The sequence below is a fragment of the Pseudomonas nitroreducens NBRC 12694 genome (genome assembly GCF_002091755.1).
In the GTDB taxonomy this organism is placed as follows: domain Bacteria; phylum Pseudomonadota; class Gammaproteobacteria; order Pseudomonadales; family Pseudomonadaceae; genus Pseudomonas; species Pseudomonas nitroreducens.
This window is the reverse complement of the sequence record NZ_BDAI01000005.1, coordinates 311,000-325,554: the sequence shown is the minus strand read 5'-3', so window position 1 is coordinate 325,554 and position 14,555 is coordinate 311,000. Positions and strand designations below refer to the sequence as shown.

The 14,555-nt window shown below is 64.5% G+C and carries 11 protein-coding genes and 2 tRNA genes; 10 read left to right on the top strand and 3 right to left on the bottom strand.

Going from position 1 to position 14,555, the window contains the following annotated elements; all coding sequences use genetic code 11:
- Positions 1-47: 47 nt before the first annotated feature.
- Together PNI01S_RS16380 and PNI01S_RS16375 are read left to right on the top strand one after the other, a co-directional pair.
- Positions 48-1,343, top strand: a complete 1,296-nt coding sequence (locus PNI01S_RS16380) for an adenylosuccinate synthase (RefSeq protein WP_038803347.1) — start codon at positions 48-50, stop codon at positions 1,341-1,343.
- Between the two features lie 148 nt (positions 1,344-1,491).
- Positions 1,492-3,426: a methyl-accepting chemotaxis protein gene (locus PNI01S_RS16375; RefSeq protein ID WP_024764330.1), complete on the top strand. Its 1,935-nt coding sequence runs from the start codon at positions 1,492-1,494 to the stop codon at positions 3,424-3,426.
- Positions 3,427-3,602: 176 nt separating this feature from the next.
- Here PNI01S_RS16375 and PNI01S_RS16370 read toward each other — a convergent pair.
- Positions 3,603-3,689, bottom strand: a tRNA-Leu gene (locus PNI01S_RS16370).
- A 145-nt stretch (positions 3,690-3,834) separates the two neighbouring features.
- Positions 3,835-3,921 (bottom strand) — tRNA-Leu (locus PNI01S_RS16365).
- A 205-nt stretch (positions 3,922-4,126) separates the two neighbouring features.
- On the opposite strand from PNI01S_RS16365, the gene rnr reads away from it, so the two are divergent.
- From rnr to alr, 8 genes are all read left to right on the top strand, one after another.
- Positions 4,127-6,868, top strand: a complete 2,742-nt coding sequence (gene rnr / locus PNI01S_RS16360; protein WP_084358619.1) for a ribonuclease R — start codon at positions 4,127-4,129, stop codon at positions 6,866-6,868.
- Entirely contained in the window at positions 6,865-7,617 is a 753-nt protein-coding gene (gene rlmB, locus PNI01S_RS16355; protein WP_084358618.1) for a 23S rRNA (guanosine(2251)-2'-O)-methyltransferase RlmB, read from the top strand. The genes rnr and rlmB overlap by 4 nt, the downstream gene beginning before the upstream one ends.
- A gap of 203 nt (positions 7,618-7,820) precedes the next feature.
- Entirely contained in the window at positions 7,821-8,237 is a 417-nt protein-coding gene (rpsF, locus tag PNI01S_RS16350) for a 30S ribosomal protein S6 (protein ID WP_015479136.1), read from the top strand.
- Positions 8,238-8,266: 29 nt separating this feature from the next.
- Entirely contained in the window at positions 8,267-8,497 is a 231-nt protein-coding gene (rpsR, locus tag PNI01S_RS16345; protein WP_003095634.1) for a 30S ribosomal protein S18, read from the top strand.
- A gap of 34 nt (positions 8,498-8,531) precedes the next feature.
- Positions 8,532-9,401, top strand: coding sequence for a hypothetical protein (locus PNI01S_RS16340; protein ID WP_037012089.1), 870 nt, complete (start codon positions 8,532-8,534; stop codon positions 9,399-9,401).
- Positions 9,402-9,422: 21 nt separating this feature from the next.
- A complete protein-coding gene (gene rplI, locus PNI01S_RS16335; protein WP_015479134.1) occupies positions 9,423-9,869 on the top strand; it encodes a 50S ribosomal protein L9 in 447 nt (148 codons plus the stop codon).
- Between the two features lie 141 nt (positions 9,870-10,010).
- Positions 10,011-11,405: a replicative DNA helicase gene (gene dnaB, locus PNI01S_RS16330; RefSeq protein ID WP_038803348.1), complete on the top strand. Its 1,395-nt coding sequence runs from the start codon at positions 10,011-10,013 to the stop codon at positions 11,403-11,405.
- A gap of 68 nt (positions 11,406-11,473) precedes the next feature.
- A complete protein-coding gene (gene alr / locus PNI01S_RS16325) occupies positions 11,474-12,550 on the top strand; it encodes an alanine racemase (protein WP_084358617.1) in 1,077 nt (358 codons plus the stop codon).
- Here alr and PNI01S_RS16320 read toward each other — a convergent pair whose 3' ends face one another.
- Entirely contained in the window at positions 12,551-14,437 is a 1,887-nt protein-coding gene (locus tag PNI01S_RS16320) for a diguanylate cyclase domain-containing protein (protein ID WP_376784693.1), read from the bottom strand.
- Positions 14,438-14,555 lie beyond the last annotated feature (118 nt).

Genomic DNA, 14,555 nt, shown 5'->3' with positions numbered 1-14,555 from the left:
TCTGCCGGCCGCGGCCGGCACCGAACATCCACGATGGGGACAAGTTTATGGGTAAGAATGTCGTAGTCCTGGGCACCCAGTGGGGTGATGAGGGCAAAGGCAAGATCGTCGACCTGCTGACCGACCAGGCTGCTGCCGTGGTGCGTTACCAGGGCGGCCACAATGCCGGTCATACCCTGGTGGTCGCTGGCGAGAAGACCGTGCTGCACCTGATTCCGTCGGGCATCCTGCGCGAAGGCGTGCAGTGCCTGATCGGCAACGGCGTGGTGCTGGCGCCCGATGCGCTGATGCGCGAGATTGCCAAGCTGGAAGAGAAGGGCGTACCGGTGCGCGAGCGCCTGCGCATCAGCCCGTCCTGCCCGCTGATCCTGTCCTTCCACGTGGCCCTGGACCAGGCCCGCGAGAAGGCCCGTGGCGACGCCAAGATCGGCACCACCGGTCGCGGCATCGGCCCGGCGTACGAAGACAAAGTGGCCCGTCGTGGTCTGCGCGTGGGCGATCTGTTCCACCGCGAGCGCTTCGCTGCCAAGCTGGGCGAGCTGCTGGACTACCACAACTTCGTCCTGCAGAACTATTACAAGGAACCGGCCGTCGACTTCCAGAAGACTCTGGACGAGTGCATGGCCTACGCCGAAGAGCTGCGTCCGCTGATGGCCGACGTGACCTCGACCCTGCACGACCTGCGCCGTGCCGATGAGAACATCATGTTCGAAGGCGCCCAGGGTTCGCTGCTGGACATCGACCACGGTACCTATCCGTTCGTCACCAGCTCCAACACCACGGCCGGCGGCACCGCCACCGGTTCGGGCTTTGGTCCGCTGTTCCTGGATTACATCCTGGGGATCACCAAGGCCTACACCACTCGCGTGGGTTCCGGCCCGTTCCCGACCGAGCTGTTCGATGAAGTCGGCGCCCGCCTGGCCAAGGTCGGTCACGAGTTCGGCGCCACCACCGGGCGTGCCCGTCGTTGCGGCTGGTTCGATGCCGTCATCCTGCGTCGCGCCATCGAGATCAACAGCCTGTCCGGCCTGTGCCTGACCAAGCTGGACGTCCTCGACGGCCTGGAAACCGTGCGCATCTGCACCGGCTACCAGAATGCCGCCGGCGAACTGCTGACCGATGCGCCGACCGATGCCGACAGCTACATCGGCCTGCAGCCGGTCTACGAAGACCTGCCGGGCTGGAGCGAGTCGACCGTCGGCGTACAGAGCCTGGAAGGCCTGCCGGCCAATGCGCGCGCGTACATCAAGCGCATCGAGGAGCTGGTTGGCGCGCCCATCGACATCATCTCCACCGGCCCGGACCGCGCCGAGACCATCGTCCTGCGTCATCCGTTCGGCTGATCCACACGCTGTACCGCGACGGGCCGCTCATGCGGCCCGTTGTCGTTTCTGCCCTCCGTGTTTTGCTGCCCGGCACGGGCTTTGCTGGTGAAATGGATCGGCGCGCCATCTGCGCCAGAGTTCCGTTGCCTCCCGGAGGAAGCCTGCCGTGTCCGCCGTCCTGTCGCTTCTGCGCAGCCGCTTGCTGCGCCCCGCATTCATTGCCTTGGGCATCGCACTGCTGGTGCAACTGGCGATTGCCCTGTGGCTCACTCGCAGCACCGTCGATGGCCTGGTCAGCAATCTGGGGGATCACCTGGGTAACGAATCGCAACGCCTGGCTGGTGAGCTGGAGCAGGCCGGTCGCGAAGTGACCTCCGGTTTGAATGATCTTTCCGCGCGTACCCGCGAGCGCCTGGGCTCGGCGCTCTCCGCGCGGCTGGAAGAAGAGCAGGGCGAGTTGCGCCAGAGCCTGGAGCAGAGCCTGCGCCAATCCGCCACCGAATTGGCGCAGTTGTTGGCTGCCGTGGCGCCCAAGGCCATGTGGGATAACGACGTGCCGCTGCTCTCCGATTACGCTCGGCGCGCTCAGGCCAATCCCAATGTGCTCTTCGTGGTCTACGACGATCCGCAGGGCCAGCACCTCACCCGTTACCTCAATCGCGAGGATGAGCGGGTCAAGGCGCTGCTGGAAAAAGGCAAGGGTGAGCGGGCGCTGGACAAAGTACTGGAGGCCGCGAGCCACGACAGCTCGGTGTTTCTCGTTGAAGCGCCGATCAGCCCGAATGGCGTGGAAATCGGCAAAGTGCGCCTGGGTGTTTCCACCGATGCGATCGAGAAGCGGATCGCCGCGCTGGATCAGCGCTTCTCTGCCCTGGTCGCCAGTGGTGATCAGTTGGTGGGGGGCAGCCTTGCCGGCGCAGCTGCCGACAGCGCCAGGGCGCTGACTGCGCGTCTGCAGTCGGCGAAACAGGCGGCAGACGGCATGAGCCTGGGCGCGAAGACTTCCATCGAGGAGGCCGCGAGTACCCTGCGTTGGCGCATCGGTATGGGCTTGGTGCTGGTGGGTCTTGGTGTGCTGTTGTGCCTGGCAGTCGTGCTCGGTCATCGCGTGGTGAATCGTCTGCGCCTGCTGATCAATGCCTTGAATGACCTGGCGGCGGGTGAGGGTGACCTGACCCGCCGGGTGCGCCTGGATAGTCGTGATGAGCTGGGCGAGATGGCGACAGCGGTGAATCGCTTCGTCGACAAGCTTCAGCCCATCGTGCGGGAGGCCGGGCAGGTTGCTCAGCAGACCGGCAGTGAAATTGCCGCGCTGGCCACTCGCAGTGCCAGTGCCGAGGCGGCAACGGACCGGCAGCGCAATGAAGTCGCCGGCAGCCTGGAGGCGCTTTCCGGGATGGCGGCGGAAGCGGAAATAGAGAGCCGCTCCATGGAGGCGGCCTTGGCTCGGGTCGGAGAGATCCGCAAGGCGGCGCAGGACAATGCAGCCATTGCCCGCAAGGTCGGTGGCCTGATCGAAACCCTGGAGTCCCGTGTGCAGAGCGGCGCCGGCGTGATCGAGCGCCTGGCGCGGCAGAGCGAGCAGATCGAAGTGGTGCTCTCGGTGATCCATGGCATCGCCGAACAGACCAACCTGCTGGCACTGAACGCCGCCATAGAAGCGGCCCGCGCGGGTGAAAGTGGGCGCGGTTTCGCCGTGGTGGCGGACGAGGTGCGAGCGCTGGCGAGCAAGACCCAGCAGTCCACGGGCGATATCCAGTCGCATATCGGTGCGTTGCAGCAGGGTGCACGGGAGGCAGTCTCGGCTATCGGGCAGGCTCGTGAGCAGGCTGTTCAGGGGTTGGCCGCGTTGCAGGATAGCGAGCGGCTGCAGCGTGAAGTGCAGAGTGCGGTGGAGGAAGTGCACGGGGCCATCGAGGCGGCGACCCATTCGGCGCAGCAGCAGGCGGTTGGTGCTGCGGCGGTGCGCGGCCGGGTCGAGGTGATCCATGCCGAGGCAAGTCGAGCCGCGGAAGCGGTGAGTGCGACGGCCAGCAGTGGGCGAGTGCTCGATGGGTTGGCCGGTCAGTTGCGCGCCAGCCTGGGGCAGTTCAAGGCGTGAAGGTGCGCACGGCCACGGTGTTTGTGTGGAGGCGAGCGCTGTCCGCGATGGGATCGGGCTGGGCGCGGGGCTGATATCGCCGGCAGAGCTCGCTCCTGCGCCTGGTTTGAATTCTTGGCGAGGCGGAAAGCCGAAAACGAAAAAGCCGAGCAGTGCTCGGCTTTTTCGTTTGAAGATGGTGCCCAGGAGAAGACTCGAACTTCCACGGTGTTGCCACCGCTAGGACCTGAACCTAGTGCGTCTACCAATTCCGCCACCTGGGCATGCTTTTCAGCATGGGGTGCGATGATCGCTCATCGTCTTGCGGTGATGCAACCCTTGGTTGCATCCAGCGGTCTATCGTTCGGTTTCAGGGTTCCGAACCCGCCTGACAAAGCCCGTAAATGACTGACTTTATCCTTGAATAAGTGGTGCCCAGGAGAAGACTCGAACTTCCACGGTGTTGCCACCGCTAGGACCTGAACCTAGTGCGTCTACCAATTCCGCCACCTGGGCACTGGAGTCGATGATTACTCATCGTTTCCGTGTTACAACGTCTGTCTGACGCTGTGGGCGCGAACTATACGGAGAGCGTTTTCGCTTGTAAACCCCTGATGCGATAAAAAATTTATTCTTGCCCGAAGCTGACCGACGAGCGGATTTCGCGCTTCAATAAGCACATGGCGATCCATACCCCTATATATAAGGTGACCGCACTTTAATGGCCGATTGGCAAAACCTCGATCCCGAGGCCGCCCGCGAGGCGGAAAAATACGACAACCCCATCCCCAGCCGTGAACTCATCCTGGCGCACCTCGCCGAGCGCGGCGCTCCCGCGACGCGGGCCCAGTTGCTGGATGAACTTGGCCTCTCCGGCGAAGAGCCGGAAGAAGCGCTGCGCCGCCGACTGCGCGCCATGGAGCGCGACGGCCAGCTCATCTATACCCGCCGTGGCGCCTATGCGCCGGTGGACAAGCTCGACCTGATCCTCGGCCGCATCGCCGGCCACCGCGACGGCTTCGGCTTCCTCATCCCCGATGACGGCAGCGACGACCTGTTCCTCAGCCCGACGCAGATGCGCCTGGTGTTCGACGGTGACCGCGCCTTGGCGCGTGTGTCGGGCTTCGATCGCCGCGGCCGCCGTGAAGGCGCCGTGGTGGAGGTGGTCGAACGCGCCCACGAGACCATCGTCGGCCGCTATTTCGATGAAAGCGGCATCGGCACGGTGGTGGCCGACAACCCGAAGATCCAGCAGGAAGTGCTGATCCCGCCGGGCAAGGCCGGCAAGGCCAAGCACAATCAATTCGTCCAGGTGCGCATCGACGTCTGGCCGAGCGTACATCGCCAGGCCCAGGGTGAAGTGGTGGAAGTGCTCGGCGACTACATGGCGCCGGGCATGGAGATCGAAGTCGCGCTGCGCAGCTACGACATTCCCCACACCTGGCCCGAGGCAGTGGAGAAGGAAGCGGCCAAACTCAAGCCTGAAGTGCTGGAGAAGGATAAAGAGAAGCGCGTCGACCTGCGCGCCCTGCCTTTCGTCACCATCGATGGCGAGGACGCCCGCGACTTCGACGACGCGGTCTACGCCGAAAAGCGCAAAGGTGGTGGCTGGAAGCTGTTCGTCGCCATCGCCGACGTCTCTCATTATGTGAAGGTCGGTTCCGCCCTGGATGAAGAGGCGGCCAAGCGCGGCAACTCGGTGTACTTCCCCGAACGCGTGATTCCGATGCTGCCGGAGATTCTCTCCAACGGCCTGTGCTCCCTGAATCCGCTGGTCGATCGCCTGGCCATGGTCTGCGAGATGAATCTCTCCAAGGCCGGCAAGATGACCGACTACCAGTTCTACGAGGCGGTCATTCATTCCCACGCGCGCCTGACCTACACCAAGGTTAGTCAGTACCTGGAAACCCCGGACAGCCCCGAAGGCCAGCGCCTGAAGGAACAACTGCCGGCGGTGGTGCCGCACCTCAACACGCTTTATGACCTGTACAAGGTCCTGGTCGGTGCGCGCCATGTGCGTGGAGCCATCGATTTCGAGACTCAGGAAACCCGCATCGTCTTCGGTGCGGACCGCAAGATCTCAGAGATTCGTCCGACCCAGCGCAACGACGCACACAAGCTGATCGAGGAATGCATGCTGGCGGCCAACGTCGCCACCGCCAAATTCCTCGAGAAGCACGCGATTCCGGCGCTGTACCGCGTCCACGACGGCCCGCCGCAGGAGAAGCTGAACAACCTGCGCCAGTTCCTCGGCGAGCTGGGGCTGACGCTGTACCGGGGCAAGGGCGATCCGACCCCGGCGGACTACCAGAAGCTGCTGGAGTCCATTCAGGGTCGCCCGGACCTGCAGCTGATCCAGACCGTGATGCTGCGTTCGCTGAGCCAGGCGGTGTACAGCCCGGAGAATGCCGGCCACTTCGGCCTGAACTACGAGGCCTATACCCACTTCACCTCGCCGATCCGTCGCTACCCGGACCTGCTGACCCATCGTGCCATCCGTGGCCTGATCCGCTCCAAGGCGGCTTCCGAGCATGTGCAGCGCGTCGGCGCGGCCAGCATGCCCAAGGCGCGAATCTATCCGTACGACGAGGCGCGTCTTGCCCAGCTGGGTGAGCAGTGCTCGATGACCGAGCGCCGCGCTGACGAGGCGACCCGCGACGTCACCAACTGGCTGAAGTGCGAGTTCATGCGCGAGCGCGTGGGCGAGACCTTCCCCGGCGTGATCACCGCAGTGACCGGCTTCGGCATCTTCGTTGAACTGACTGACATCTACGTCGAAGGCCTGGTCCACGTCACCGCGCTGCCGGGCGACTACTACCACTTCGATGCCGTGCATCACCGCCTCGCGGGCGAACGTACTGGCCGCAGCTTCCGCCTGGGTGACGCCGTGGAAGTGGTCGTGGCGCGCGTCGACCTGGATGAGCGCAAGATCGATTTCGAGCTCTCCGACAACGTGCTCAGTGCGCCGATTGGCCGCAAGAAGCGTGGCGAGAAGGCCGAGCCGGTTGCCAAGGGCAAAGTGGCCAAGGGCAAGGCGCCCAAGGGCGCAGTTGCCAAGGAGAAGTCGGCCAAGGCCCGCGCCCAGGTGGCGGATGATCCGTTCTTCGCTCCCGACGTGGCCGTGGTGCCGTCGCACCAGCCGCGCAAGCGCAAGGTTGGCGTGGTCCAGGCGCTGCCGTCGGTGGCGCCGGATATGCTCGCCAAGGCCGAGGAGATGCTCGGCAATACCGATGTGCGCAAGAGCCGCGAAGTGAAGAAAGCGCTGCTCGAAGAGGCCAAGGTCGGCGGTAACAAGCCGGCGACCGGCAAGGGCAAGTCTGCGTCCGCCGCTGGCAAGCCGCGCAATCCGTCGAAGCAGAAGGCCCGGTCCGGCAAGTCAACCAAGCACCGCAAGGGGGCGTCGCAGCCCAAGGCGGGTGCATCGACCGGCGCTCCGGCAGGCAAGGGTAAGGCGAAGAAATGAGTCAGTGGGAAAAGGTCTACGGGGTCCATGCCGTAGAAGCGTTGCTGCGCCATCACCCGAAGCGGGTCAAGCAACTGTGGTTGGCCGAAGGTCGGCATGATCCGCGCGTCCAAACGCTGGTCGAGCTGGCCGGCCAGGTGCGCGTGCCGGTGGGTACGCGCGACCGCAAGGAGCTGGACGAGTGGGCCGAGGGCGTTCACCAGGGAGTGGTCGCCGAGGTCAGCCCGAGTCAGGTGTGGGGCGAAAACATGCTGGAGGAGCTGCTGGAGCGCTCCACCGGTCCCGCACTGCTGCTGGCACTGGACGGCGTGACCGATCCGCACAACCTCGGCGCCTGCCTGCGCACCGCCGATGCGGCGGGCGCGCTGGCGGTGATTGTGCCTAAGGACAAGTCTGCGACCCTCAACGCCACCGTGCGTAAAGTCGCCTGCGGCGCCGCCGAGGTGATCCCGCTGGTCGCCGTGACCAATCTCGCGCGCACCCTGGAGAAGCTTCAGCAGCGCGGGCTGTGGATCGTCGGCACTGCCGGTGAGGCGACCCAGATGCTCTACGAACTCGATCTCACCGGGCCGACCGTGCTGGTGATGGGCGCCGAGGGCAAGGGCATGCGCCGCCTGACCCGCGAGCACTGCGACTACCTGGCCAAGTTGCCGATGCAGGGCAGCGTGAGCAGCCTGAATGTCTCGGTGGCTACCGGTGTGTGCCTGTTCGAGATCGTCCGCCAGCGCCAGATCAAGGCTGGCGCCTGACGTCCCCACGCAAGGCGGCCGGCGCCGCCTTGCGCTGTTCAAAGTTTCACCAGTTTTCCTTGCGCCCCCCGGCACGCTTCTCTAGAATGTCGGCCCTTGCCGTCCTGGCAGGCGCTCGTGCGCCTTCTCTGGTGGCAAGGAAAAAATCATTCACTCCTTGTCTGACCGCTTAGTCGGCAGGCTGCAATCCGTAAGGAGCATTTATGCGTCATTACGAAATCGTGTTCCTGGTTCACCCGGACCAGAGCGAACAAGTCGGTGGCATGGTCGAGCGTTACACCAAGGCCATCGAAGAAGACGGCGGCAAAGTTCACCGTCTGGAAGACTGGGGCCGTCGTCAGTTGGCTTACGCCATCAACAACGTGCACAAGGCTCACTACGTTCTGATGAACGTCGAGTGCACCGCCAAGGCCCTGGCCGAGATGGAAGACAACTTCCGTTACAACGACGCCGTGATCCGTAACATGGTCATCCGTCGCGACGAAGCCGTTACCGGCCAGTCCGAAATGCTGAAGGCCGAAGAGAGCCGCAACGAGCGCCGTGAGCGCCGTGAGCGTCCCGAGTCGAACGAGGGCGAGTCCGCTGACGGCGAAGATAGCCGCGACAGCGCTGACGAGTAATCCCGGACCAGTATTGAGGAGCCACACACATGGCACGTTTCTTCCGTCGTCGTAAATTCTGCCGTTTCACCGCTGAAGGCGTGAAAGAGATCGATTACAAAGATCTGAACACCCTGAAGGCCTACGTTTCCGAAACCGGCAAGATCGTTCCGAGCCGTATCACCGGCACCAAAGCCAAGTACCAGCGTCAGCTGGCGACCGCTATCAAGCGCGCCCGTTACCTGGCCCTGCTTCCCTACACCGACAGCCACGGCCGTTGATCGGGCAGTCGACTGGAATTGATGGATAGATCGCATGCGCGCATTGGCTGAATTTGTCATGCGAGGCCGCATGCAGGCGACCCTGGTGGTCGTCGCAGCCGCGGTACTGCAGCCTTTGTTCTGGCTCGGTGCCGCAGCAGGCAGTCTGGTGCTGTTGCGCCGTGGCGCCGGCGATGCCTTTGGCATCCTGGTGTGGGCGCTGCTTCCGGCACTGGCCTGGTGGTACCTGGGTGACCCCAGCGTGAGTCTGGTTCTGGTGGGTAGTGCCGTGCTGGCGCAGGTTCTGCGCAGCAAGGTGTCCTGGAACCAGGTGATGCTGGCGAGCGTTGTGCTCGGTGCGGTGTTCGTGCTGCTGCTCAGCACGGTGTCGGCCGGGTTGGTCGCAGGTCTGGCCGATGCATTCGGCAAGGCACTGCCGCAGGTTCTGGCCGAAGCCAAGCTTTCGCCGGAACAGATGGCCGCCTTGCAGGCGGAGATGGTTCCGACCATCACCGGCCTGATGGCAGCCTCGCTGCAGACGATCAGCCTGTTGTGCCTGATGCTGGCGCGTTATTGGCAAGCAGTACTGTTCAACCCGGAAGGGTTTGGCCGCGAGTTCCGCGCACTGCGCCTGTCGCCGGGCACGGCTGTAGCGCTGCTGGTCGGCGTTGTGGCACTGCCCTTCGCAGGGCCCGCGGCCACCATGCTGGCGCCGCTGTGCATGATTCCGCTGCTGTTCGCCGGGATCGCACTGGGGCACGGCCTGGCCGCGCTGAAGAAGCTTCCGGGCTTCTGGCTGGCACCGCTGTACCTGCTGGTATTCGTACTGGGCAATGTGATCTGTCTTGTCGCCGTCGTCGACAGTCTGTTTGATTTTCGCGGTCGCCTGGCCAAGCGCCAGAAAGCTGCGAACGGTGAAGGTTAAAAGTTAAGAGGTAAGACTCAAATGGAAGTCATCCTGCTGGAAAAGATCGCCAAACTGGGCAACCTGGGCGACAAGCTGAACGTAAAGGGCGGTTACGCTCGTAACTACCTGCTGCCGCAGGGCAAAGCCACCGCTGCCACCGCTGCCAACGTCGCTGCTTTCGAAGAGCGCCGCGCAGAGCTGGAAAAAGCCGCTGCTGAGAAAAAAGCCGCTGCTGAAGCTCGTGCTGCCCAACTGGCCGAACTGATCGTGACCATCGGCGCCCACGCTGGCGACGAAGGCAAACTGTTCGGTTCGATCGGCACCCGCGACATCGCCGACGCCGTTTCGGCTGCCGGCTACCCGCTGGAAAAGAGCGAAGTTCGCCTGCCCGACGGCGCCCTGCGCGCTGTAGGCGAATACAACATCGAAGTGCAACTGCACATGGATGTTGATGCAACCCTGCACGTGGTTGTAGTCGCCGAGTAAGCGATCCGTCGCTAGGACGTTTCGCACATCTTGCATGGGCGAATCAGTCCGCTAACATCGGGCACGGTACTGAAATTCGGTACCGTGCCCTTTGTTTTTTTCCGCCTTTGAATTTCTACGAAGAGCCCGCACGAAGCGCCCATGAACGACATCACCGTCCCCGAGCAATACGACCTGCAGACCGCTTCCCTCAAGGTGCCGCCGCACTCGATCGAAGCCGAACAGGCGGTGCTGGGTGGCCTGATGCTCGACAACAACGCCTGGGAGCGCGTCTCCGACGCCGTGTCCGATGGTGACTTCTACCGCCATGACCATCGCCTGATCTTCCGCGCCGTCTACAAACTCGCCGAAGCCAACCAGCCGATCGATGTGGTGACGCTCTCCGAGCAGCTCGAACGCGAAGGGCAACTGCCCCAGGTGGGCGGCCTTGCTTACCTCGCCGAGCTGGCGAAGAACACGCCTTCGGTGGCGAACATCAAGGCCTACGCGGGCATCATCCGCGAGCGGGCCACCTTGCGGCAGCTGATCGGCATCAGCAGCGATATCGCCGACAGTGCCTTCAACCCCGAAGGGCGCAGCGCCAACGAAGTGCTCGACGAAGCCGAGCGCAAGATCTTCGAGATCGCCGAAGCGCGGCCCAAGACCGGCGGCCCGGTGGGCATCGGCGATATCCTGGTCAAGACCATCGACCGCATCGACCACCTGTTCAACACCTCGGACGCGCTGACCGGCATCACCACCGGCTTCACTGACCTCGACGAGAAGACCAGCGGCCTGCAGCCGTCCGACCTGATCATCGTGGCCGGCCGACCCTCCATGGGCAAGACCACCTTCGCCATGAACCTGGTGGAGAACGCCCTGATGCGCAGCGACAAGGCGATCCTGGTGTACTCGCTGGAGATGCCCTCCGACTCCATCGTGATGCGTATGCTCGCCTCGCTCGGGCGCATCGACCAGACCAAGGTGCGTACCGGCAAGCTGGACGACGAGGATTGGCCGCGACTGACCTCGGCGGTGAACCTGCTCAGCGACCGCAAGCTGTTCATCGACGACACCGCCGGCATCTCGCCCTCGGAAATGCGCGCGCGGACCCGTCGCCTGGCGCGCGAACACGGCGAGATCGGCATGATCATGGTCGACTACCTGCAGCTCATGCAGATCCCCGGTTCCGCCGGCGACAACCGGACCAACGAGATTTCCGAGATTTCCCGCTCGCTCAAGGCGCTGGCGAAGGAATTCAACTGCCCGGTGGTGGCGCTCTCCCAGCTCAACCGCTCGCTGGAACAGCGCCCCAACAAGCGCCCGGTGAACTCCGACTTGCGCGAATCCGGAGCGATCGAGCAGGACGCCGACGTGATCATGTTCGTCTACCGCGACGAGGTGTATCACCCGGAGACCGAGTTCAAGGGCGTCGCCGAGATCATCCTCGGTAAGCAGCGGAACGGCCCCATCGGCACGGTGCGCGTGGCCTTCCTCGGTCGCTACAGCCGCTTCGAGAACCTCGCGCCCGGCATGTACAACTTCGAAGACGAGTAACGATGCCGCATTCCGCGTGACGGACGGGCGCCTTAAGATAGGCGCCCGTTTTCATTTCAGAGGCCGCCATGCGCCCGCTCGTCGCCCACGTCGATCTTGCCGCCATTCGCCACAACTACGCCGTTGCCAAGCGCTGCGCGCCTGGGCGCGAGGCTTTCGCAGTGGTCAAGGCGAACGCCTATGGGCACGGCGCTCGGGAGGTGGTGAGCTGCCTGCACGACGAGGCTGACGGCTTCGCGGTGGCCTGCCTGGAGGAGGCCGCCGAGGTACGCGCTCTGCATGCCGGCGCCCGCATCCTGCTGCTGGAGGGCTGTTTCGAGCCGGCGGAATACCTGATCGCTGTCCAGCTGCGCCTGGATGTGGCGGTGCAAGGCCCTGAGCAGGCCCAGGCGCTGCTCGCCGCGCAACTGCCCAGCGCGCTGAATGTGTGGATGAAGCTGGATACCGGCATGCACCGCCTGGGCTTCTCGCCCGAGGCGCTGCGCGACTGGCATTCGCGCCTGCGCCAGGCGCCGCAGGTGGCGGAGCTGAACCTGATGAGCCACTTCGCCAATGCCGATGTGCGCGGCGACGAGCTGACCGAAGACCAGGTGGCCTGTTTCCTCAGTGTGCTGGACCTGGATTTCGACCTGCGCTCGCTGGCCAACTCTGCCGCCGTGCTGACCATTCCCGCCGCACACATGGACTGGGTTCGCCCCGGCATCATGCTCTATGGCGCCACGCCCTTCGCCGACATCGGCGCCGCTGAACTGGGCCTGCGCCCGGCCATGAGCCTGGAGGCGCGACTGATCGCCGTGCGCGAGGTGGCGGTGGGTGAGAGCGTTGGGTACGGCGCGACCTGGGTGGCCGAGCGGCCGTCGCGTATCGGCACGGTGAGTTGCGGCTACGCCGATGGATACCCGCGCCACGCGCCGAGCGGTACGCCGGTGCTGGTGGATGGGCGGCGCGCATCGCTGGCCGGGCGTGTCTCCATGGATATGCTTGCAGTGGACCTGACCGATCTGCCCGGCACCGCAGTGGGTGATCGCGTTGAGCTGTGGGGCGCCAGCCTGCCGGTGGACGAGGTCGCCGCCCATGCCGGGACCATCGGCTATGAGTTGCTGACCAAGGTCACCGCCCGCGTGCCGCGCCGTTACCGCAGCTGATCAGGCACGGTCTTCGCTTTCCAGCCGTTCGTTTTCCAGCCAGAGATCGCTGGTTTCGCCGGCGGCCTCGCTGGCCATGGCGTAGGCCGCCCGGCCATTGCCCTTCACCTCGTAGAGCGCCTGGTCGGCGGCCTTGTAGAGCTTGCTGAACTGCATGGCGTGGCTGGGATAGATGGCCACGCCGATGCTCGGCGTGACGCGCAGCTCCAGGCTGTCGAACTTCACCGGCCGCGACAGTTCATTGAGGATGCGGCAGGCGATCTCCTTGGCGTGGCTCTCGGCATCGGGCCCGGAAATCAATGCTGCGAATTCGTCACCGCCCAGGCGCGCCACGCAATCACTGCCGCGCACGCACTGGCGCAGGCGGTTGCCGACGTTCTGCAGCATGAAGTCGCCCGCATCGTGCCCGTGGCTGTCGTTGATCGGCTTGAAGTGGTCGAGGTCGATCAGCATCAGCGCCAGGGTCTCGCCGTTCTGCTGGGCATGGGCCAGGGCGTGTTCGGCATGTTCCACCAGGTAGCGACGGTTCGGCAGGCCGGTCAGCGGGTCGTAGTGCGCGGCGTGTTGCAGCTGCACTTCGCGCTCGCGCAGCAGCTGGTTGCTCTGGGTGAGTTCGGCGGTGCGCTCGGCCACGGCTGTCGCCAGGTCTTGCTGGGCGCTTTGCATGAGGGTCAGGCGCGCGCTCTTCTCCCGATCCGCCTGCTCCAGTGCCTGCGCGCGCTCGCGCTTGAGGCCCTGGATTCGCGAGGTGAGGGCGAAGGAGAACAGTACCGACTCCATCGCTACGGCGATGGGGAAGATGTACGAGGTCAATGGCGAGGGCTGCACCATGCCGGTGGCGCGCATCACCGAGATGCTCACGCTGGTCAGTACCAGGCCGAAGCCGAGCAGGTAGAGGAAGGCCGGGAACGAACCCTGGCGCCAGCGCACCACGGCACCGCCCAGTGCAGCCGGCACGCCGATCAGGGTGATCGCCACCAGCATCCAGCCGGCCACGCCGCGCAACTGCAGCGCGCCGAGGACGATGGTCAGCACGTACAGCGCGCAGTTCAGGTTCAGCAGCCAGTGCGACCAGCGCACGTAGCGGCGGGTCTGCAGCAGGGTGATGGTAAAGCGGTGTACGCAAAGGCCCCAGAGCGAGGGCAGAGTGATGCGGTCGAGCCACCAGGGCACCGGGTGATCGGGCCAGAAGTACTCGAAACCGTGGCCGCTCATGCCCAGGCTGAACAGCAGGGCGCTGGCGGTCGTCAGCACGTACCAGAAGTACGCCGGGTCGCGCAGGGTCAGCAGGATGAACAGGTTGTACAGCAGCAGGGCGGCGATCAGGCCGTAGATGAAACCCAGGAACAGGCTGGTATCGGCGCGATGGTCCTGCAAATCATCCAGCGACCAGATGCGCAGCGGGAACGAATTGCCGGCGGGGTCGTAGACGCGGGCATAGATGCGCACCGGGCCGGTGCCTTCGGGCAGGTGGAAGAGCGGTCGGCGGTAGTCGCGGTCACGGCCCTGGGCGAACGGCACGGCCTCGCCGGACAGCGTTTCCCGGTAGATGCCCCGTTCGTCGGGTATGTAGAGGCGCAGGTCCTTCAGGTTGACGGCATCGACTTCCAGCCACCAGCCGCCCAGCGGCGCGGTACGGCGGTCCAGGTCCAGGCGCAGCCACCAGCCGTCAGGACTCTGGCCAACGCTGGTGCGGCCGTTGGCCGGAATGAAGTCGCGGCTGGTCTGCACGGCTGCCAGCGATAGAGGGCCGTCGCGCTCCTGCAGCAATTCGAGGTGATCATTGAGCCAGGCGCCGCTGGCCTTGTCGTCGAGTTCGAAGGCTAGCGCCGTGTGGCAGAACAGCAGGGTAAGCAACAGTACGATGGCACGACACACGACAGGCACTCCCTGGCCTGGGCGGGTTGGCCAGGCGTACTGCGGATAGTGGCTGAAGTATAGCCAGATGATGGCATTGGCAATCTACCGTCGGAAGGTTAAATCCCCCGTAAATCTGAGTTCGCTG